Origin of the sequence: Terasakiella sp. (assembly GCF_048267425.1) — a bacterium.
GTDB lineage: Bacteria > Pseudomonadota > Alphaproteobacteria > Rhodospirillales > Terasakiellaceae > Terasakiella.
The window spans coordinates 488,891-510,475 of sequence record NZ_JBLWXN010000001.1; the positions used below are offsets into that span (position 1 = coordinate 488,891).

A 21,585-nucleotide genomic window follows, 5' to 3' on the forward strand; every position below is an offset into this window, starting at 1 on the left:
CTTGATTCAAAACAAAAGCTTACATGCTCTTGCCTCTTCTATTACAAGGACCGTGCCAACTTTTAAAAACACACAAAAACAATGGCTTAGAATATAAGTTTAGAAAAATGATGAAATATTGCACAATCTAATTGCCTATAATTTAATCATTATAGCTTATATGTATAAAATTTAGGCAAATTTTTTGAAGCGTTTGTTTCAATTAAATATGACAAGCCATTCTCAATTGAATATCCTGTGGTTTCAATCTGAACGTTAAGAGCGCGAGCCCAATATGTCCGATGCATTTAAAGAGCTTTTCAAGCAAGGTACGAATTATTTCGCGCAAGGCCGATATGAGGAGGCAAAGCGTTTTTTCTTGGAAGCCTTGGCTCTTGATCCCTCTCATGCACCGCTGAACTATTATCTTGGGACGGTTGCCGAAGAAGAAAAAGATTTTGATCAGGCTGAAACCTATTACGAAAAAGTACTCGCATGTGATCCAACCATGCGACAGGCCTATGTTCAATTGGCGCATGTCCTTTTCTTTTTAGGTAAAAAAGAAAAGGCGCTGGTGGTTTTGCGTGCAGCCGAAGAACGGTTTGAAAACAGTCATGATCTGACCTATATGCGCGGGCAGGTCGCCAGTCAGCTGTTTCCCGGTTGGCATCTGCCCATGTTGGCGGACCAACGCCGCAATGATCTTTATGAAGCGGCGATCAATGCGCAAGTTCGTCCCGGTGATGTTGTTTTAGATATCGGTACGGGGTCCGGTTTGTTGGCCATGATGGCGGCGCGCGCCGGTGCGGCCCATGTGTATGCGTTTGAGGCCCAACCCATGATTGCCCAGTTGGCGCGTGATGTGATTGCACAAAACGGACTGGCAGATAAAGTCACCGTCATTGCCAAACATTCAACTCAGGCAGTGCTGGGTCAGGACATCCCGCAAAAATGCGATATGCTGGTGACAGAAATATTTGATCGGGCTCTTGTTGGCGAAGGGGCCTTGCCCAGTATTGCGCATGCACAGGCCGAATTATTAAAACCGATGGCCCGTGTGGTTCCCCAAGGAGCGCGTTTATATGGGGCGTTAATCGAATGTGATCACCTGCAACGCTTTCATCATATCGAAACGGTGAATGGATTTGATCTCAGCGCCATGAATGTCTTATCGCATCCCCTTTTGTATAAAGAGGCGTTATTGGGCCCACAGGACAGCCCTTATCATCAGGTATTAAGCACGCCATTTTTGATTAAAGCATTTGATTTCGAACAACCGCTACCAACCCGTTTCAATACGTTGGCAACGGCGTCTGTTGTGAAAGAAGGTCAGGCAGATGCTATTTTATTGTGGTTTGAACTGCAATTGGATGCGGAAAATGTCTTATCAACAAAAGATCCTGCACCAGATAGCCATTGGCGAGAAGCTGCGCAAATTTTGTTGAAACGCCCGCAGCTTCAGATGGGAACCCCACTGGATATCAAAACTGGCTACAATGGATATTTTGATTTTCAGCTATAAGGTGAACTATTCCAAACTAGACATTGATGGAAAAAAATCCCATAAGTTTGGAACGGTTTGAGCGACAAAAAAAGGATTCCCATGTCACAACATCTGAAAACGGACGTTCTGATTGTCGGCGGCGGATTGGTTGGCGGTCTGGCGGCTTGTGCGTTGGCGCGTGGTGGGGTCGATGTGGTGGTTGTCGATGCCGATGACCCGAAAACCCTGTTGAATGCCCAATATGATGGTCGATGTTCAGCGATTGCCCGGTCTGTTCACAATGCGTTTGTCGCCCTCGGTCTATGGGAACATATGGAAGCCGAAGCCGGTGTCATCGAAGATATCCGCGTAACCGATGGTCAATCACCGTTATTTTTGCATTTTGACTCCCTTGATCTGGTTGGGGTGCCGTTCGGTTATATGTTGGAAAACCGCACGGTGCGCAACGCTCTGTTAAAAGTCGTGCCAAAAATGGATCATGCGACCTATCTGGCCCCGGTGCGTGTGGAAAAACTGGAACGTAGTGCGGCCAAGGTTGATGCGGTTTTAAGTGATGGCACAACGGTTGAGGCAAAATTGGTTGTTGGTGCCGACGGGCGCGGATCATGGGTGCGCCGCAGCGCCAATATTGACCTGACCAAATGGTCCTATGATCAAACCGCGATTGTGACAACGGTGGAAACGGAAAAACCGCATTTGAATGTGGCACAGGAACATTTCCTCCCTTCCGGCCCGTTTGCCATTTTGCCGATGCCGGGCCATCGTAGCTCAATCGTCTGGACGGAAACCAGCCGCAATGCCCCGGTGATGATGGGGCTGAACGAAGAAGCGTTTCAGGCGGAACTGGCGGAACGCTTTAGTGATTATCTGGGCGAGGTCAAGGTAGTGGGACCGCGCTGGTCTTATCCATTAACCCTGCAATTTGCCAAACGATCCATTGATCAACGTCTTGTTCTGGTGGGCGATGCGTCCCACGGTATGCATCCGGTGGCGGGACAAGGATTCAATATGGGCGCGCGCGATGCCTGCGCGTTGGCTGAATTGGTTATTGAAACGAAAAAACTGGGTCTGGATATCGCGGCGGGTCGTGTGTTGGATGATTATGATCGCTGGCGCCATTTTGATAATCACCTGATGCTGGCCTCAACAGATGCGCTTGTTAAATTATTTTCAAACAATATCGGTCCGGTGCGTTTTGTGCGCGATGTGGGGCTGGCCTTGGTTGAACAAATGCCCTTTGCTAAAAAATTCTTTACCCGTTCTGCAATGGGGCTGGTTGGGGAATTACCGCAGATCATGCAAGAGCGTGAGGCCGGATAATGTGCGGCATTGCCGGATTTTTCACCCCTGATGCGGTTGTTACACCAGAAGAAACTTTTGCCCTGTCGCAAAAAATGGGGCAGTCGCTTTATCATCGCGGCCCTGATGGCGGCGATAGTTGGATAGATGCCGCCTGTGGTTTGGGGTTGGCCCATCGTCGTCTGGCCATTATTGATTTAAGCGAAGCCGGGCACCAGCCCATGACGTCTCATGATGGGCGCTTTGTCATGGTTTATAATGGTGAAGTCTATAACGCCGATGATTTGCGTCCCGAACTGGAAGCCCAAGGCCATCAATTTAATGGTCATTCCGATAGCGAAGTGATTTTGAACGGTTTTGCCCAATGGGGAATTGAGACCACGGTAAAGCGCTTGATCGGTATGTTTGCCATTGCCTTGTGGGATAAACGTGAACAGTGCCTTTATCTGATCCGGGATCGTTTGGGGATCAAACCGCTTTATTGGTATTTAAACGATAAAACCCTGTTGTTTGCGTCAGAACTCAAAGCCTTTCACCACCATCCGGCTTTTGAAAAAAAGATAGATCGCCAATCGGTAAGTTCTTACCTGCGTCATAACTGTATCCCGGCGCCTTACAGCATATATGAAAAGACGCAGAAATTAAGGGCTGGGCATATTCTGCGCCTTGATCGTGATTTCAATCCTTCAATCCGGGCTTTCTGGTCTATGGATGATGTGGTGGGCCAAGATCAAACGGATATGAGCCGTGTTGAAGCGGTTGAAGAATTGGAAAAACTAGCCCGTGATGCGGTCAAACGACGCATGGTTTCCGATGTACCGTTGGGGGCATTTTTGTCCGGCGGGATTGATTCTTCTTTGGTGGCGGCCTTGATGCAGGCGCAATCCAAAAATCCGGTCAAAACGTTTTCGATTGGGTTTGAAGACCAAGGGTATAACGAAGCTGTTCATGCTGGCGAAGTTGCCAAACATTTGGGTACGGATCATACCGAGCTGTACGTGACAGCGACAGAGGCACGCGATGTTATCCCGTCCCTGCCCGATTATTATGACGAACCTTTTGCTGATTCTTCGCAAATCCCGACCTATCTGGTGTCGAAAATGACGCGTGAGCATGTCACGGTGGCCCTGTCCGGTGATGGTGGGGATGAATTGTTTGGCGGCTATAACCGCTATTTTCTGGCACAAAAATATGCCAAGACGATTTTTACCCTTCCGCCTGCATTGCGCAAAATTGCGGCCGGTACGTTGAATGCCTTTCCACCTGCTTTTTGGGACGGGGTTTTTAATTTTGTTCCCAAATCAAAACGACCTGCGCAGCCGAGCAATAAGGTACAGAAACTAGCCGGATTGTTAGGCGGTGATCTGGACGATCTTTATCCCCATTTGGTCAGCCATTGGGGGGAGCCGGACAAGCTGGTCAAGGGCGCAACAGAACGCCGTGATGGCCCGATCTGGTCTGAACATAGTAAAAGTCTTGTGCCTGATCTGATTGAACGGATGCAATATTTGGATGTTCTGACTTACTTACCCGATGATATTTTGACCAAAGTGGATCGGGCGAGTATGGCGGTTTCATTGGAAGCGCGCGTTCCCTTGTTGGATCATCGTCTTGTGGAATTTGCCTGGCGTTTGCCAAAAGACTTCAAAATCCATGAAGGGCAAGGTAAATGGATTTTGCGTCAGGTTCTTTATAAATATGTCCCGAAAGAATTGATCGAACGCCCGAAAATGGGCTTCGGCGTTCCCATTGATCAATGGCTGCGCGGTCCTTTAAAGGACTGGGCGGGTGATTTGTTACATATGGAGAATGATTTGCTGGATAAAGAACTTATCTTGCAAAAATGGCAGGAACATCAAAGCGGTCAGCAGAATTGGCAATATCATCTGTGGGATATTTTGATGTTGCAAAGCTGGTGCGCGCGCTGGAAATAATATATTCCAGCGCTTTCTTAGAGTGACTTATCCGCGTTTCAGATAGTTTGGCGTATCCATATCAATGGGTAGGATGCTGATGGCGACATCGTCATCGACCAGATTGGCAATCCGGTCAAAAACGCATTTTGTCATATGTTGTTTTTGGTCGTCGGTGCGCCCAACAAACAATTTAAAATCCACATGGACAAATAAGGTATCACCGCCGCCTGTTATGAAATGTTCAACCGGCAAGGCGCGGGCCTTAATGGCCGGGGGGGTAAAGAGGCCTGACTCATCGGCACCATTCCAGACTTCCTGTACCAAGTTCTGGATGTCGATTTTCTTTTCCAATGGTTTTGCGTATGAAACGACCAAATGCGGCATGGGGGACTTCCTTATTTTATGTTTCGGTTCGTGCGGCTTTTTCGTCCAGACCGGAAATACCTTCGCGTTTGGCGAGTTCGGCCCAAATTTCTTCAGGCTTCACACCCGTTTCCGCCCAAAGAACCAGAAGATGGTAAAACAGATCGGCACTTTCTGAAACAAGTTTATCATTGCCTTCGCTCAGGGCGGCGATCACACATTCCACGCCTTCTTCCCCGACTTTTTGGGCGATTTTATTACGCCCTTTGGCAAAGAGTTTTGCGGTATAAGATTGGCTGGGATCTGCCCCTTTGCGTGCGGCAATGGTTTGATAAAGCTGGTCAAGTACGGTTGCGTTTGTCATTGGTCCAACCTCACCGCAATACCGGCTTTTGCCATATGTTCCTTGGCTTCACGGATTGTATAAGTCCCAAAATGGAAGATGGAAGCGGCAAGAACGGCTGAAGCATGGCCTTCTGTGACACCTTCGACCAAGTGATCCAGATTACCAACACCGCCCGAAGCAATAACCGGAATGCGTACTGCATCCGCAATGGCACGTGTCAGTTCCAGATTGAAACCGATTTTCGTACCATCACGGTCCATTGAGGTCAGCAGGATTTCCCCTGCCCCATAGGCTTCCATCTTTTTGGCCCATTCCACCGCATCAATACCGGTTTCCTTGCGTCCACCGTGGGTGAAAATTTCAAATTTATCCGGCCCGACAGATTTGGCATCAATGGCAACGACGATACATTGTGCACCAAATTTTTCCGAGGCTTCTTTCACAAATTCAGGTCGCGTGACGGCTGCAGAGTTAATTGAGACTTTATCGGCGCCTGCCAACAACAGTTTGCGGATATCATCCACAGTGCGTACCCCGCCGCCAACGGTCAAAGGCATAAAACATTGTTCAGCGGTGCGACGAACCACATCATAAATGGTGTCGCGATTTTCATGTGTGGCGGTGATATCCAGAAAAGTCAGCTCGTCCGCCCCGGCAGCGTCATAGACCTTGGCTTGTTCCACCGGATCACCGGCATCGATCAAATCAACGAAATTAACGCCCTTGACCACACGTCCGTTTGCCACATCCAGACAGGGGATAATTCTTACTTTCAGCATGGTTTTCCCTAGCCTTTCAATACTTTCATGGCTTCTGCCACATTGATTTTCCCATCGTAAATGGCCCGACCGGAAATGGCTCCGTCCAGATTGGCCACACCTTTTTCCTTGATGGTGTTAATATCATCCATCGAAGAGACCCCGCCGGACAGAATAACCGGTGTGGAAATAGCAGCGGCCAGTTCGTTTGTGGCGTCAAGGTTTGGACCCTGCATGGCCCCGTCACGACTGATATCGGTGAAGATGATGGCTGCAACCCCGGCATCTTCAAATTTCAGGGCGAGGTCCAATGTTTTGACTTCGGAAACTTCCGCCCAGCCTTCAACGGCAACATAGCCATCGCGTGCATCAATACCGACGGCAACCTGACCGGGGAAACGTTTACAGGCTTCGATAACAAAATCGGGATCGCGCAGGGCAATGGTGCCTAAAATAACACGTGTAATGCCAAGATCGAGCCAGCGTTTTATCGTCTCAAATGTACGAATGCCGCCACCCAACTGGGTTTGGGCTTTACCGTCAACAGCGGTGACAATCTGGATGACAGCATCTTCGTTAACTGGTTTGCCTTCAAACGCGCCGTTGAGATCGACAATATGAACCCATTCACATCCGTCTTTGACAAACTGGGCGGCTTGTGCGCCGGGGTCGTCGTTAAAAACGGTTGCCGCATCCATTTCGCCACGCAGAAGGCGTACGCAATTGCCGTCTTTAAGGTCGATTGCAGGATAAAGGTTCATCTCAGGGTTTCCACTTCAAGAAATTGGTAATGACTTTCAGGCCGATGGCTTGGCTTTTTTCCGGGTGGAACTGGGTGCCCACCATATTGTCCTTGCCGACAACAGCAGTCACATCACCGCCATATCCAACGGTTGCCAGTTGGTGCGCCGGATTTGCTGTTTTAAATTGATAAGAGTGTACAAAATAGACATTCGCATGCGGCAAATCGGCCAGCAGCGGGTGGCTGTTGTCTTCAAAGCTGAGTTCGTTCCAGCCCATGTGCGGGATTTTCAAACTTTGATCGTCCGGTTCAATGGCGACGACTTCGCCGTCAATCCAACCGAGACCGTCATAAGTGCCATGTTCCAGACCGCGCGTTGCCATCAATTGCATACCAACGCAGATCCCCATAAACGGTTTTCCCTGTTGGTGGACGGCTTCGTTTAATGCGTCCAGCATACCATCGACGCTGCGCAGACCCTGTGCGCAATCCCCAAAGGCACCAACACCCGGCAGGACCACGCGGTCTGCGTTGCGGACATCGTCGGGGTTATTGGAAACCAACACATCAAGGCCAAGCTCAGCCTCGCGTGCAGCACGTTCAAAGGATTTTTCAGCCGAGCGCAGATTGCCCGACCCATAATCAATAATGACAACAGACATGATCGTCTTTTAGCCCATTTCTATTCTGTTTGAAGTGTGGCGATATAGCTGCGTAATGCATGATCGTACGAAACGCCGCTGACCACATCTTCTTCCACAAAGCCACGCCGTTTTAATGTCCAGCGCGCCAGATCGTTAGCATATACACCTACCAACAGATTGAAAGCGATATTGACCACAGCTTGCCCGAAAAGATCAAGCCCAAACAGGCCCAAAAGCAAACTAATCACGATGGAAACACCGAAAATCCCGGCACTGACCCACCAATAGCCTTTGACCAGTGACCAGAGTACGGAAAAGATAAAAGCGGCCCAGTTAAAGCCTTCTTTGACAAGACGGATATCAGGGGCCGGATCGATGCCGTATTTTTGAATGTGGACGGTGTAAAGCTTCATGGCTTAAATTTCATCCATAGATTTCCAGCGGGGCTGACTTTTCACCCGTTCAATCCAGGCTCGTACATGGGGATAATTGTTTAGATCAAATCCACCTTGATGGGCCACATGGGTGTAGGCAAATAAGGCAATATCAGCAATGGAATAACGTTCCGCTACAAAGAACGTTTTGTCTTTTAGATGGTTTTCCATCATATCCAGTGCGCCATAGCCCTTTTCCCACAATTGCGGCAAGCGTGGATCTTCTTTTTGGGTTTTGCCGAGATAATGCATGGCATAACGGGCCACCGCGATTGCGGGTTCGTGGCTGTATTGTTCCCAGAACAGCCATTGAAACATGAGCGATTTATCAAAATGATCCATTGGCATATATTGGGTTTCATCGGCGAAATGCAGCAAAATCGCGTTGGATTCTGAGAGAACCATGCCCTCATCCAATACCATTGTCGGGACTTTGCCCAACGGGTTAATGGCTCTGAATTCAGGTGTGCGGCATCCATCACCGGCGACATCGACCTCGATAATATCAAGATCATAGCCAAGTTGATGCATCAGCAAGCGCACTTTATAGCAATTGCCGGAACCCTGATCGGAATAAAGGGTCAGTGTCATGGGGTGATAACCTCCCAATTCTATGTTAAAGCGCGCCTTTGGTGCTGGGGATTGCGTCAGATTTACGCGGGTCGATTTCAACGGCTTTGCGCAACGCACGGGCCAAGGCCTTGAAACAGGCTTCGGCGATATGGTGGTTGTTATCGCCGTCAATCATGGCCACGTTCATGCTGACCCCGCCCTTGAAAGCAAAGGACTGGAAGAAATGTTGAAACATTTCCGTATCCAGTTCGCCCAAGCGGTCCTGGCTGAAATCAACTTTCCAGACCAGATAGGGACGGTTGGACAGATCCAGCGCGCAACGCACCAGTGTTTCGTCCATCGGGATATATTCACTGCCGTAACGCGTAATGCCTTTGCGATCCCCCAACGCTTGGGAAAAAGCTTCACCTAAGGCCAGCGCTACATCTTCGACCGTATGGTGCGCGTCGATATGGAGATCACCTGTGCAGCGGATTTTCAGATCAATCAGGCCGTGGCGAGACAGTTGTTCCAGCATATGATCGAAAAAGCCGATCCCGGTTTGAATGTCATACTCGCCGCTGCCGTCCAAATTCAGTTCAACAGCAATATCGGTTTCAGCGGTCTTTCGCGCGACGGATGCAGTGCGCATGGTCTTTGATCTCCACGACTTGATAAAAATTGGATATGGGACGCTTATACACCAAAATCCTTAAGGGTTAATGAGTTTATTTGTGAAAACACGAACGAAAATATGGTGGTCTAAAAAGAGGCAAGACTTGACAAAGCGCTCAAATCCGGCCAAATCCGCAAGCATGTAATCAAAAAACGGGATAATTCCATGTCACAAGATCACAAGTTCCCCGGTTGGCGCGGAACGACTATTCTTTCCATTCGAAAAGGCGACGAGGTCGTTATTGCCGGTGACGGTCAGGTCAGTCTGGGTCAGACTGTCTTAAAAGGCAATGCACGCAAAGTTCGCCGTTTGGCCGGGGGTAAGGTCATCGTCGGTTTTGCCGGTGCAACGGCGGATGCCTTTACCTTGTTTGAACGATTGGAAGGCAAGCTGGAACAATATCCCAACCAGTTGACGCGCGCCTGCGTGGAAATGGCCAAAGACTGGCGCACGGACCGTTATTTGCGCAAGCTGGAAGCCATGATGATTGTGGTGGATAAAGATGTTTCCCTCGTTTTAACCGGAACCGGCGATGTGTTGGAACCCGAAGACGGGGTGATTGCCATTGGATCTGGGGGGAATTACGCCTTATCGGCCGCGCGTGCGCTGGTGGATCGCGAAGATATGAATGTTGAAGAAATGGCGCGCAAAGCGATGAGCATTGCCGCAGACATTTGCGTTTATACCAATAACAACCTGACTGTAGAGACTCTGTAAATTATGACAAACTTCAGCCCTCGTGAAATTGTTTCGGAACTAGATCGTTTTATCATCGGTCAAAAAAATGCCAAGCGCGCGGTTGCCGTTGCCTTGCGTTCGCGCTGGCGTCGTCAGCAGTTGGAAAACCCCATGCGTGACGAAGTGTTACCGAAAAATATTTTAATGATTGGCCCGACCGGTGTCGGGAAAACGGAAATTGCGCGCCGACTTGCCAAGCTGGCACAAGCCCCGTTTATCAAAGTGGAAGCCACCAAATTTACCGAAGTCGGCTATGTCGGGCGGGACGTAGAACAAATGATCCGTGATCTAGTCGAAAGCGCCATTCATATCGTTTCCGAAAAGATGAAAAAAGACGTTCGGGCCAAGGCGGAAATTGCCGCAGAAGAACGTGTTTTGGATGCTTTGGTGGGCGATAGTGCTTCGGCTGAAACGCGCCAAAAATTCCGCGTGATGTTGCGCGAAGGCAAGCTGGATGATCGCGAGATCGAGTTGGAATTGGCCGATAATTCATCCCTTTCCATGCCGACAATGGATATTCCCGGTATGCCCGGTGCACAAATGGGCATGTTGAATTTAGGCGATATGTTCGGCGATGCCTTTGGCGGTCGTCGTAAAAAACGCAAAGTGACGGTTGAAGACAGCTACGGTCTGTTACTGGATGAAGAAGCCGATAAATTACTGGATAACGATAAAGTCGTTACCGAAGCCCTGCATTCTGTTGAAAATAACGGGATCGTCTTTATTGATGAGATTGATAAAATCACAACACGTTCGGACAAGGCAGGCGGTGATGTGTCTCGTGAAGGGGTGCAGCGCGACTTGCTGCCCATGTTGGAAGGTACAACGGTGACCACCAAACATGGCACAGTCAAAACCGATCATATCCTGTTTATTGCCTCTGGCGCGTTCCATGTGGCAAAACCCAGTGATTTATTGCCGGAATTACAAGGGCGTCTGCCCAACCGTGTCGAATTGTCGGCTTTGACACAGGAAGATTTCAAACGCATTTTGACGGAACCGGAAGCCAGCTTGATCAAGCAATATGTGGCATTGATCGGCACCGAAGATGTTACCTTGGAATTTGATGACGGTGCAATTGATGAAATTGCAACGCAAGCCGCAGAGATTAACCAGAATGTGGAAAATATCGGAGCACGCCGCCTTCACACTGTTCTGGAACGTTTGTTGGAAGAAATCAGCTTTACTGCAACGGACCGCAGTGGAGAAGAAATTGTCATCACACGCGAGATGGTGAAGGAAAGCGTCGGTGAGTTGGCAAAAGACACCGATCTTTCCAAGTTTATCCTGTAAGCTGCTTTTAAGTCTGACGGAAAAGGGCCTGTGTATATGCGCAGGCCCTTTTTTATTTGCGCTTTATGCCTTTTTCCCTCCGGCATAAGCCGCTTTTGGGGCATCGGGGTCCAAGGGCCAGCGCGGACGTGGGGCAAAATCCAGTGTGTCGCGCTGTCCAGCCTTGAAAGCTTCCAGTCCAGCCCAGGCGATCATGGCCCCGTTGTCTGTGCATAATTTCAAGGGCGGGGCGACCATTTCCATTTTATATTTGTCACACATTTGGCTTAGACGTTCGCGGATGGCCTTGTTGGCGGCGACACCACCGGCAACGACCAGTGTATTCCCGCTTGGATAATCGCGTTTAAACATTTTAAGGGCGCGTGTGCAGCGATCGACCAATGTATCGGCGGCAGCAATTTGAAAAGCCGCGCACAGATCGTTTAAATCTTCGTCTTTGAACGGGCCGGGGGGCAATTTTTCTGCGGTTTGGCGCACTGCCGTTTTCAGACCGGAAAAGGAAAAATCACAACCCGGTTTGCCTTTCATGGGGCGGGGCAGGCTAAAACGTTCAGGATTTTCAGATAAGGCGGCGGCCTTTTCCACATGGGGACCACCGGGATAACCCAATCCCAACAGTTTGGCAGATTTATCAAAGGCTTCGCCCAATGCATCATCAATGGTGGTGCCCAAACGTTTATATTTACCGATACCTTCCACGGCGAGAAGCTGGCAATGCCCACCGGAGACAAGTAATAAAAGATAGGGAAATTCAACTTGTTCGCTCAGCCGTACCGTCAGGGCATGGCCTTCCAGATGATTGACGGCGACAAAGGGTTTATTGTGGGTCAGTGCAATCGCCTTGGCCGTCATCACCCCGACAATAACCCCACCGATCAGGCCCGGGCCACCCGTTGCGGCGACACAATCAAGATCGTCAAAAGAAACACCTGCGTCACGCATTGCCTCGTCAACAATGCGGTCGATATGGTCAAGGTGGGACCGTGCGGCAATTTCCGGGACAACACCACCATAAGGACGGTGCTCATCCAGTTGGGATAAAACCACGTTGGATAGAATGCGGGCATCTCCATCGGCCTGATCGGTCACGACCGAGGCAGCGGTTTCATCACAGCTTGTTTCAATGCCCAGTACTCTCATCGAAAAGCAATCCTTTATGGTTCTGTCGTTTGCCCGTTTTAGCCCCCACCAGCTTAAAAGACAAATCACTTTTGACCAAACGCAGGGTTTTCAGGTTTAAAAAGAATTATGGATTTTACATGATTTTTTGTCTTAAAGATGTCGTAATTGTCTTGTAGGCAGTCTTCAACGTTACAGTTTACTTAATTCAACATTTAGAAATAGAGACTTCATTATGTCGGATCAGCCCAAAATCGTTATCGGAACCCGTGGTAGCCCCCTTGCCTTGGCACAAGCGCACGAAACGCGTGATCGTTTGCAGGCCGCACATGAAGAACTGCGCGCAGAAGGCATTATTGAGATCGAAGTGATTAAAACCACAGGCGATATGATTTTGGATCGCCCCCTGTCTGAAATCGGTGGCAAAGGTCTGTTTACCAAGGAAATCGACGATGCGCAGTTGGAAGGCCGTATTGATATTGCGGTCCATTCCATGAAAGATGTCCCGACTTGGTTGCCTGATGGTATTGATTTACCTTGTATCTTGCCGCGTGAAGACGTGCGTGATGTTTTTATTTCCAATAAAGCCAAATGCTTGGCTGATTTACCGGAAGGTTCGGTTATCGGTTCGGCTTCTTTGCGCCGTCAGGCCCAAATCAAGGCCCGTTATCCACATTTAGAAGTCATTACATTTCGCGGCAATGTGCAAAGCCGTTTGCGTAAATTAAATGAAGGCATTGTAGATGCGACTTTGTTAGCAAATGCAGGTTTGCGCCGTTTGAAAAGCGAAGATGTGATTACCTCTATCATTGAAGAAGACGAGATTTTACCTGCTGTTGCACAAGGGGCCATCGGGATCAGCTGTCGCAGCAATGACGAACGGATGAAAAAATATCTTGAACCGCTGCATTGTCCGCAATCTGCAATTCGTATCGAAGCTGAACGGGCGTTGCTGCGTATTCTGGATGGCTCGTGCCGCACACCGATTGCTGCCCTTGCGACTATCGAAGGCGATGAGATCGTTTTACGTGGCTTGATTGCCAAGCCGGATGGTACAGAAGTTTTGACCAATGAAATGCGCGGTCCGATCAGCGACCCGGATGGATTGGGTACGAAAGCAGGACAAGAGTTAAAAGATCGTGCGGGTGTAGATTTTCTAGCGGAAGCGACGCAAGCCTAGTACACTCCCCGATAACGAGTTTGAGACTCAAATGGGGATTGAAAGGGGTTAGCATGCGTTTATTGATCACGCGTCCAAAAGAAGATGCCGTGTCCCTCGTTACGCTTTTAAAGGAAAAAGGGCACGAAGCCGTTCTTTTTCCTTTGCTGGAAATTGTGGCAGAACCGGACGGGGAAAAGCAGCTTAAAGATCATAAAGTATCGGATATTCAAGCCCTGTTGGTGACCAGTGCCAACGGGGTGCGTGCTTTTGCACAGGTTGATAAACGTCGCTCTTTTCATGTGTTGGCTGTGGGCGCAGCATCAGCCGAAGCCGCACAAGAAGCCGGTTTTAAACATGTGGACAGTGCCGAAGGCGATGTGATTGCGCTGGCAAAATTGGTGCGCGAAAAATGCAAGCCGGAAAAAGGCAAGTTGTTACATATCGCGGGTTCCAGTGTTGCCGGGGATTTAAAGGGCCTGCTTGAAAAAGATGGATTCGATTTTGATCGGGCCGTTTTATATCGTGCTGATAAAGTTACGCAGTTTAGCGATCCGTTAAAAGCAGAGATCAAAGCCGGAAAGATCGATGGTGTTTTGCTGTATTCACCACGTACAGCCGCCTCTTTTGCCGAGCTGATTGAACAAGATGGTTTGAAAAATGACATAAAAAACATGCTCGCCTATGGACTTAGTGAGGCGGTTGCGTCAAAAATCAAACATCTGGCATTTAAAGATATAAAAATTGCGGCCACGCCGGATCAGGAGGCCTTGCTCAAAATCATTGGTGAACCCGAGGATGAGAAGATGACTGAGAAAAAAGACGACAAAAAAGCAGCTGATCCGAAGGTGATCGATGTAAAAGCCGAAGAGGTAAAAATTAAAGAAACGGCTCAGAAACCCGAGACACCAAAAGAAGGCACAACAAAGCCGGATGACAAAAACAAACCGGGCACGGCCTCTAAAGATGCGAAAACACCACCCAAAACAGAAGACCCGGTTGAAAAAGCGCTGAATGCGAAAAAGAACGAGCCCGTGAAAAAGAAAGGTTCATTCAAGGCCAAAGCGATTGCCGCCGGCGTTCTGATTATAGCCGCAGGGGGGACAGGAGCCTATTTCACGCAAAATATGTGGGTGCCGAAAATCAAAGCCCAAATTGCTGAGACATTGAATATCGAAACAGCCTCGATGCAGACACAAGTGTCGGCTGAAGTGATACAAAGTCTTACAGATCGAATACAGGCTTTGGAAAATAAGCCTGCACCTTCTGTACAATCGGTTGATGTTCAACCCTTGTTGGATCGTATCGCGGAACTCGAAAATAGCCTTAACAGTTTGAAAGAAAGTGTTTCCACTATTCAAATTGGTAATGGTAGCGAAGAAAAGTTAGCAGAATTTAAAGAGCTTGCGGCCCGTCTGGAAGCCGTGGAAGGCAATGAGGTACAGGATTTAACCCCCTTGCAGGAAGAAAATCAGCGCCTCAGCCAACTGGTGCAGGAATTGAATGTTCGCCTAAGTGATGTGGAAGCTGCACGGATTGAAGCACGCAGCAGCGGGGAAAATGCCCAAGCCCTGATTGCGGGGCTAAGTGTCCTGCGTCAGCGTTTGCAAACCTCCACCCCTTTTAGTGCGGAATTACAAGCCTTGTCCGTTTTGGCCCAAGGTGATGTGGTTTTGGAAGAAGCTGTACAGAAATTGCAGGATCATGCAGAAACAGGTCTGGCGTCTTATAGTTCCCTGCAGGCCTCGTTTGAAAAAACCGCCAATGACGTTGTGCGTGCCAGTGCTGTACCTGAAAGTGCTGGATGGGTCGAACAGACGGTGAAAAATATTACGTCATTGGTGACGATTCGCAACGCACCGGGCAATTTGGATGGTGAAGGTCCGTTGGGGATTGTCGCACGCGCGGAACATAATGTGCGCGCTGGCGATTTTACCGGGGCGATTGGGGAATTGCGTCAGTTGCAAGGTAAGCCGCTGGAGGCCGCAACCCCGTGGATTGATGCGGTGGATGCGCGCCTAAAGGGTGATGAAACCCTGTCGTTGATCCAAGCCCATATCTTGTCCTTACTGGCAACAGCAGGGGGACAGGGATAATGTTTAGCCGCATTGTTAAATATATTGTGTTGCTGCTGGTGCTGGTGGCAATCGGGATTTGGTTTGCCGAAAATCCCGGTCATGTTTCCATTGAATGGCAGGGTTTGATTGTCGATGTACCGATTATTCTGGCCTTGATTGCGACTTTGATTGTCATCGGGATCTGCGCCCTGATCTATCGCGGTTGGTTGTTTATGCGCCGCAGTCCCAAGGCATTTGGCAGTTATCGAAAAGAGCAGCGCACCCATAAAGGATATGATGCTCTGACCAAAGGCATGGTTGCGGTTGCCGCCGGTGACACACAGGAAGCGCGCAAACATGCCCGTAAAGCAGACAGTCTTTTGGAAGACCCGTCCTTGACCATGTTGTTATCGGCGCAAGCCGCACAGTTGGAAGGGGACGATAAGGCCGCGACCCGTTTCTTTGATGAAATGTCGCAAACCAAGGGGATGGAATTTTTGGGGTTGCGCGGTTTGTTGAATCAGGCGATTGCGCGCGGTGACAATGAAGAAGCCTTGAAACTGGCCAAACAGATGTATCGTTTAAAACCGAAAACCGAATGGTTGTCGCGCAATCTGTTTGAACTGCAACTGGAAAAAGCACAATGGGCAGAAGCCGAAAATACCTTGGCTGGATTAATCAAGAATAAGCAGGTTGATGGGGATAAAGGCATCCGTCAAAAAGCGGTTCTGATGGTGGAGCGTGCCAAACAGGCAGAGGCTGAAGGCCAGATTGAAGCCGCCATAAAATTGCTGGGTCAGGCCTTGAAACTGGATAGCGCCTTGATCCCGGCAGCACAGGAATTGGCCCGCTTGTTGGCACAAACCAATAAAGTCCGCAAAGCCATCAGTGTGATCGAAGAAATGTGGATGCGTAATCCTCACCCTGCGCTTTATGATCTTTATCAGGATTTACAGGGAGAGCCGGATGCCTTGAAACGGGTTCGTCTGGCCGAAAAATTAGCAGGTAAATACCGTCAACATGTGGAAAGCCGTGTGATTATCGCACGTGCCGCCCTTGAGGCCCAATTGTGGGGAGAAGCGCGGGATGAGTTGGAAACTTTGTTGATCGAAGCCCCAAGTGCGCGTGTTTATGCCTTGATGGCCGAATTGGTTGAAACTGAAAATGGGGATCTTAGCGGGGCGCGTGAATGGCTGCGCAAAGCAACCGAAGCCCCGTCCAATCCGGCGTGGGTGTGTGACAGTTGCGGGGATGTGAGTGCCCAGTGGTCTGCGGTTTGTCCGAAATGCCAGGGCTTTGATACCCAAAAATGGCAAACACCCCCACAGGCCAGTGTGGCACAGATCGAGTATCAAACAGAGGTGAACAAACCCGTCGTTGTGTAAAGGGCGGGTTTACCCACGTTTTCATGTGAATTTACTGCGTTTAGTTAAAGACAAAGCCAAGGTGATTTGCTAAAACGATTTTTTTACCAACTGGTCAAGGATTGGACCGCACCATGACGATCACACTTGCCCCGATGGAAGGGGTTGTTGACGTCCATATGCGCGATATGATGACACGCATCACCGGGTTTGATCTGTGTGTGACCGAGTTTGTGCGCGTTTCCCAAAGTGTTGCTCCGCGTGAATGGTATTTAAAATATTGCCCGGAACTGGATCAAAATAGCCATACTCCCAGCGGCACCCCCGTGCATGTGCAATTGATGGGGGGGGAAGCCGATGTCATGGCTGAAAATGCGGCCTTTGCCGCCCATGATTTAGGGGCCATCGGTATTGATTTGAATTTTGGCTGTCCGGCGAAAACGGTCAACCGCCATATGGCGGGGGCGGCTTTGCTGCAATGGCCTGAAAAACTGTATGAAATTACATCTTCGGTCAAATCTGCGTTAAACGGCGCGGTGCCTTTGAGCGCAAAAATGCGTTTGGGTTTTGAAGATAAATCATTGGCCCTTGAAAATGCACAGGCCTTGGCAAGTGCGGGGGCTGAGAAACTGACCGTTCATGCCCGCACCAAGTTGGAAGGGTATAAAGCGCCCGCCCATTGGGAATGGATTGCCCGTATTCGCGAGGTCGTTGATATCCCGGTGGTGGCCAATGGCGAGATTTGGACGCCCGAAGATGCGCTGAAATGTCGCGAAATCAGTGGATGTGAAGATATTATGATCGGGCGCGGCGCGATTGCCCGTCCTTCGCTAGCACGTGAAATTAAAGGCGGCGAGTTTGCCCAATGGATGGAAGTCCTGGAATGGCTGCAAATTTATTGTTCTTTGATGATGGATACCAAACGACCCAAATGGGGGGAAGGTCGTATGAAACAATGGATTAAACTGTTGGGCCGGACATATCCGGAAGCCAAGACCCTGTTTGATCGGGTGAAAACCCTGAAAGACCCGCAGATGATTTATAATCTGGTTGGTATGCAAAAGGGTGAGGTCAAACATGTCGCCTGAACATTTGCGCCTTGAGTTACAAGGCATTACCAAGAAATTCCCGGCTTGTATCGCCAACGATCAAGTGAATTTTGAGGTGAAGCCCGGTGAAATTCATGCTCTTTTAGGGGAAAACGGTGCGGGCAAGTCTACTTTGGTGAAGATGATTTACGGCATTATGCAGCCCGATGCCGGTCAGATCCGATGGGAAGGCAAGAACGTTCAAATTGACAACCCGGCAATGGCGCGAAAGCTGGGGATTGGCATGGTCTTTCAGCATTTTTCTTTATTTGAATCCATGAGTGTTCTTGAAAATGTTGCGCTTGGCATTAATGAAAAGGGTCCGCTTAAAGACCTTGCCAAACGCATCATTGAAGTTTCTGAAAAATACGGTCTGCCCTTGGACCCGATGCGCCACATTCACACCTTATCGGTTGGCGAACGTCAGCGGGTTGAGATTGTGCGCTGCCTTTTACAAGATCCCCGTCTTATTATTATGGATGAACCGACATCGGTTCTCACTCCGCAAGAAGTTGATAAATTATTTGTGACCCTGCGCAGTTTGCGTGAAGAAGGCTGTTCCATTCTTTATATCTCTCATAAGCTGGATGAAATTAAAGCTTTGTGTGACCGCGCCACCATTTTGCGGGCGGGCAAAGTTGTCGGTTATTGTGATCCGTCACAGGAAAGTGCGCGTTCTATGGCGCAAATGATGGTGGGCGAAGAAATCAAAATTCCGGCGAAAAAAGAAGGGGTGCAGGCAGGTGATGACTGCCTAGTGGTCAATAACCTGTCGATGTCGTCCGGTGATGTGTTTGTTGCTGATTTGGACAGTGTGTCTTTCAGTGTTAAATCCGGTGAAATTTTCGGGATTGCCGGGGTGGCAGGTAATGGGCAAAACAATTTGCTGTCTATTCTGGCTGGGGAAAGATTATGCCCGGATGATCGTTCTATCTTGATGAACGGGCGATCGATTGCCCATTTAGGTCCGCAAAAACGGCGCAAGCTTGGCTTGGCCTTTGTCCCGGAAGAACGTTTGGGGCATGGCACGGTGCCGGAAATGTCTTTGGCCGATAATACGGTTTTGTCCGGGCACGGGGTATCTGATTTGGTGCAAATGGGCTGGTTGCGGTTTTCCAAATCGCATGCGCTGGCAAAAAAGATCATTGATGCCTTTGATGTGCGTACAGGCGGTTCAAAATCCGAAGCTAAATCCCTGTCCGGTGGCAATCTGCAAAAATTTATTATCGGACGGGAACTGTTGAAAAATCCCAAGCTGTTAATCGTTGCCCAACCCACATGGGGGGTAGATGCCGGGGCGGCGGCGGCCATTCATCAGGCCTTGATGGATTTGCGCGATCAGGGGTGTGCAATTTTGGTTGTCTCACAGGATTTGGACGAACTGTTTGCCATCAGTGACCGGATTGCGGTGATTTCCAATGGCCGTTTATCACCGGCACGACCCAGTCACGATATGTCGGTGGAACAGGTTGGTTTGCTCATGGGGGGCATGTTTGATCAAGTGGATGAATGGGACGAGGGTGCGCAACGATGATTAGAATTGAGCCACGTCTCAGTCCCTCCAAAATCATGGTCTATGGGGCACCGTTATTGGCGGTTGGTCTGACTTTGGTTGCCGGGGCGTTGTTGTTTGGCGCGTTGGGCTATAGCCCAACAAAGTCTATGTACTTATTTTTCATCGCACCTATTAGTGATTCTTATGGCCTGACCGAGCTTTTCCTTAAGGCAACACCTTTAACATTATGCGCGGTTGGCTTGGCGGTTGGCTTTCGGGGCAATGTCTGGAACATCGGGGCCGAAGGGCAATTAACGATGGGAGCAATCGCTGCCGGGGCCATTGCGGTGACATGGCATGACAGTACCAGTTTCCTGCTTTTACCAATTATGATGATTGCCGGGGTTCTGGGCGGTCTGGCATGGGCGGCGATTCCAGCTCTTTTGAAAACACGCTTTCATGCCAATGAGATTTTAACCAGTTTGATGCTGACCTATGTAGCGTCACTTTTTCTGGGGTATTTGGTCAATGGACCGTTGCGTAATCCAGAAGGTTTTAATTTCCCTGAATCGCGCATGTTTGGTGATGCCGGCCTTATGCCTTTGCTGGTGGAAGGTTCGCGTTTGCACATCGGGGCGTTGATTGCCTTGTTTATTGTGTTGCTGGCTTGGTTGATTATGAGCCGCACCCTGATCGGTTTCCAGATCAAGGTGGTCGGCCTGACACCCTTGGCGGCGCATTACGCCGGGTTCAGCCCGAAAAAAATTATTTGGATGAGCCTCCTGCTTGGCGGTGGTCTGGCTGGTTTGGCGGGCATGTTTGAAGTTGCCGGCCCCATTGGACAGCTTCAGCCGGTTATTTCACCCGGTTATGGGTTCACGGCTATTATTGTTGCTTTTTTAGGGCGTTTACATCCGGTCGGTATTTTATGCGCGGCCCTGTTGGTGGCCTTGTCTTATCTGGGTGGGGAAACGGTTCAGATGGAATTAAGTTTGCCCTTGGCGGTCACGGGTGTTTTTCAGGGGATGCTGCTGTTTTTCCTGCTGGCTTGTGATGTTTTAATCAATTTCCGCTTTGTGTTGGGCAGCAAAAGAAAGGCCGTACCATGATCGGGTTTGAAGTTGAAACGTTGATTGCGATTTTGCTGGGGGTTGCGCGCGGGGCGACGCCACTTGTTTTTGCAGCGATCGGGGAATTGATTACGGAAAAATCCGGTGTGTTAAATCTTGGTGTCGAAGGCATGATGCTGGTGGGTGCTGTTTCCGGTTTTATTACGGTGGTTGTGACGGGCAGTCCGGTTCTGGGTTTCTTTGCCGCCATGCTGGCGGGGGCATTGTTGTCCAGTTTATTTGCAGTGCTGGTTTTGTTTCTCCATACCAATCAGGTGGCGAGCGGGCTGTCTTTGACCATCTTTGGAATTGGTCTGTCGGCCTTTTTCGGTTTGGGGTATATCGGTACGCCGATTAAAGGATTGCAGGCGATTCATATCCCGGGTCTTAGTGAAATTGCGATCATCGGACCGTTGGTGTTTGGTCATGATATCATGGTGTATCTGGCGTTTGTTCTGGTGGCGGCAACGGCTTGGTTTCTTGGAAAATCGCGCTGGGGTATGATTTTGCGGGCAGTGGGTGAATCCCATCATGCCGCCCATGCCATCGGCTATCCGGTTGTGGCGATCCGATTTGCTGCGATTTTATTTGGCGGGGCCATGTGTGGTTTGGCCGGGGCTTACATTTCACTGATTTATACGCCGATGTGGGCGGAAAACATGACGGCGGGCCGGGGCTGGATTGCTCTGGCACTGGTGGTTTTTGCCACATGGAAGCCGGGACGTGCCTTGATCGGGGCTTACCTGTTTGGGGGTGTCACCATCTTGCAGCTTAACGTACAAAGTTTGGGCGTGGATGTTTCTGCGCACTTGATGAATATGTTGCCTTATATCGCAACGATTTTGGTTCTCGTGCTGATTTCACGCGATGAAACTAAAATCAGACTGAATGCACCAGCCTGTTTGGGGAAACCCTTCCGGGCTGATGGATAAATGACTTGGGAATGAGAG

General features: G+C 49.5%; 21 protein-coding genes. 12 read left to right on the plus strand and 9 right to left on the minus strand.

Features of this window, described 5'->3' with window-relative positions; genetic code table 11:
• The first annotated feature begins 274 nt into the window (after positions 1–274).
• The 3 genes from ACN0VA_RS02335 (at position 275) to asnB (ending at position 4,716) form a co-directional block, all read left to right on the plus strand.
• Positions 275–1,501 (plus strand): tetratricopeptide repeat protein, encoded by a 1,227-nt coding sequence (locus tag ACN0VA_RS02335; RefSeq protein WP_417819581.1) that lies wholly within the window; start codon positions 275–277, stop codon positions 1,499–1,501.
• A gap of 81 nt (positions 1,502–1,582) precedes the next feature.
• Entirely contained in the window at positions 1,583–2,803 is a 1,221-nt protein-coding gene (locus ACN0VA_RS02340) for a UbiH/UbiF/VisC/COQ6 family ubiquinone biosynthesis hydroxylase (protein WP_417819582.1), read from the plus strand.
• Entirely contained in the window at positions 2,803–4,716 is a 1,914-nt protein-coding gene (asnB, locus tag ACN0VA_RS02345; protein WP_417819583.1) for an asparagine synthase (glutamine-hydrolyzing), read from the plus strand. Before ACN0VA_RS02340 ends, asnB begins: the two co-directional genes overlap by 1 nt.
• A 27-nt stretch (positions 4,717–4,743) precedes the next feature.
• On the opposite strand, the gene ACN0VA_RS02350 is transcribed toward asnB, so the two are convergent.
• From ACN0VA_RS02350 to hisB, 8 genes are read right to left on the minus strand one after another with little or no spacing between them, the layout of a single operon-like run.
• Entirely contained in the window at positions 4,744–5,082 is a 339-nt protein-coding gene (locus ACN0VA_RS02350; protein WP_417819584.1) for a 5-carboxymethyl-2-hydroxymuconate Delta-isomerase, read from the minus strand.
• A gap of 16 nt (positions 5,083–5,098) precedes the next feature.
• Positions 5,099–5,425, minus strand: coding sequence for a phosphoribosyl-ATP diphosphatase (locus ACN0VA_RS02355; RefSeq protein WP_188662712.1), 327 nt, complete (start codon positions 5,423–5,425; stop codon positions 5,099–5,101).
• Positions 5,422–6,186, minus strand: a complete 765-nt coding sequence (hisF, locus tag ACN0VA_RS02360; protein ID WP_417819585.1) for an imidazole glycerol phosphate synthase subunit HisF — start codon at positions 6,184–6,186, stop codon at positions 5,422–5,424. Before hisF ends, ACN0VA_RS02355 begins: the two co-directional genes overlap by 4 nt.
• An 8-nt stretch (positions 6,187–6,194) precedes the next feature.
• The gene (gene hisA / locus ACN0VA_RS02365) at positions 6,195–6,926 is read right to left on the minus strand and encodes a 1-(5-phosphoribosyl)-5-[(5-phosphoribosylamino)methylideneamino]imidazole-4-carboxamide isomerase (protein WP_417819586.1); all 732 of its coding nucleotides are present in this window, start codon (positions 6,924–6,926) and stop codon (positions 6,195–6,197) included.
• A gap of 1 nt (position 6,927) precedes the next feature.
• Complete coding sequence (hisH, locus tag ACN0VA_RS02370; protein ID WP_417819587.1) at positions 6,928–7,569, minus strand: imidazole glycerol phosphate synthase subunit HisH; 642 nt, start codon at positions 7,567–7,569, stop codon at positions 6,928–6,930.
• A gap of 20 nt (positions 7,570–7,589) precedes the next feature.
• The gene (locus ACN0VA_RS02375) at positions 7,590–7,964 is read right to left on the minus strand and encodes a DUF2628 domain-containing protein (RefSeq protein ID WP_188662720.1); all 375 of its coding nucleotides are present in this window, start codon (positions 7,962–7,964) and stop codon (positions 7,590–7,592) included.
• Between the two features lie 3 nt (positions 7,965–7,967).
• The gene (locus tag ACN0VA_RS02380; RefSeq protein WP_417819588.1) at positions 7,968–8,576 is read right to left on the minus strand and encodes a glutathione S-transferase family protein; all 609 of its coding nucleotides are present in this window, start codon (positions 8,574–8,576) and stop codon (positions 7,968–7,970) included.
• Positions 8,577–8,601: 25 nt separating this feature from the next.
• Positions 8,602–9,189, minus strand: coding sequence for an imidazoleglycerol-phosphate dehydratase HisB (gene hisB / locus ACN0VA_RS02385; protein ID WP_417819589.1), 588 nt, complete (start codon positions 9,187–9,189; stop codon positions 8,602–8,604).
• A gap of 189 nt (positions 9,190–9,378) precedes the next feature.
• On the opposite strand from hisB, the gene hslV reads away from it, so the two are divergent.
• Positions 9,379–9,930, plus strand: coding sequence for an ATP-dependent protease subunit HslV (gene hslV, locus ACN0VA_RS02390; protein WP_417819590.1), 552 nt, complete (start codon positions 9,379–9,381; stop codon positions 9,928–9,930).
• Positions 9,931–9,933: 3 nt separating this feature from the next.
• Positions 9,934–11,244: an ATP-dependent protease ATPase subunit HslU gene (gene hslU / locus ACN0VA_RS02395; protein WP_417819591.1), complete on the plus strand. Its 1,311-nt coding sequence runs from the start codon at positions 9,934–9,936 to the stop codon at positions 11,242–11,244.
• Between the two features lie 63 nt (positions 11,245–11,307).
• On the opposite strand, the gene tsaD is transcribed toward hslU, so the two are convergent.
• Complete coding sequence (gene tsaD, locus ACN0VA_RS02400; protein WP_417819592.1) at positions 11,308–12,384, minus strand: tRNA (adenosine(37)-N6)-threonylcarbamoyltransferase complex transferase subunit TsaD; 1,077 nt, start codon at positions 12,382–12,384, stop codon at positions 11,308–11,310.
• Positions 12,385–12,598: 214 nt separating this feature from the next.
• Here tsaD and hemC point away from each other — a divergent pair, with 214 nt between their 5' ends.
• From hemC to ACN0VA_RS02435, 7 genes are all read left to right on the plus strand, one after another.
• Positions 12,599–13,543, plus strand: a complete 945-nt coding sequence (hemC, locus tag ACN0VA_RS02405; RefSeq protein ID WP_417819593.1) for a hydroxymethylbilane synthase — start codon at positions 12,599–12,601, stop codon at positions 13,541–13,543.
• A gap of 53 nt (positions 13,544–13,596) precedes the next feature.
• Positions 13,597–15,618 carry a uroporphyrinogen-III synthase gene (locus ACN0VA_RS02410; RefSeq protein ID WP_417819594.1) on the plus strand — a complete coding sequence of 674 codons (2,022 nt, stop codon included), beginning with the start codon at positions 13,597–13,599 and terminating at the stop codon, positions 15,616–15,618.
• Positions 15,618–16,964 (plus strand): heme biosynthesis protein HemY, encoded by a 1,347-nt coding sequence (locus ACN0VA_RS02415; RefSeq protein WP_417819595.1) that lies wholly within the window; start codon positions 15,618–15,620, stop codon positions 16,962–16,964. Before ACN0VA_RS02410 ends, ACN0VA_RS02415 begins: the two co-directional genes overlap by 1 nt.
• 113 nt (positions 16,965–17,077) lie before the next feature.
• Positions 17,078–18,031 carry a tRNA dihydrouridine synthase gene (locus tag ACN0VA_RS02420; protein ID WP_417819596.1) on the plus strand — a complete coding sequence of 318 codons (954 nt, stop codon included), beginning with the start codon at positions 17,078–17,080 and terminating at the stop codon, positions 18,029–18,031.
• Positions 18,021–19,565, plus strand: a complete 1,545-nt coding sequence (locus tag ACN0VA_RS02425; protein ID WP_417819597.1) for an ABC transporter ATP-binding protein — start codon at positions 18,021–18,023, stop codon at positions 19,563–19,565. Before ACN0VA_RS02420 ends, ACN0VA_RS02425 begins: the two co-directional genes overlap by 11 nt.
• The gene (locus ACN0VA_RS02430) at positions 19,562–20,635 is read left to right on the plus strand and encodes an ABC transporter permease (RefSeq protein WP_417819598.1); all 1,074 of its coding nucleotides are present in this window, start codon (positions 19,562–19,564) and stop codon (positions 20,633–20,635) included. The genes ACN0VA_RS02425 and ACN0VA_RS02430 overlap by 4 nt, the downstream gene beginning before the upstream one ends.
• On the plus strand, positions 20,632–21,567 hold the full coding sequence (locus tag ACN0VA_RS02435; protein WP_417819599.1) for an ABC transporter permease: 936 nt from the start codon (positions 20,632–20,634) through the stop codon (positions 21,565–21,567). Before ACN0VA_RS02430 ends, ACN0VA_RS02435 begins: the two co-directional genes overlap by 4 nt.
• Positions 21,568–21,585: the final 18 nt, after the last annotated feature.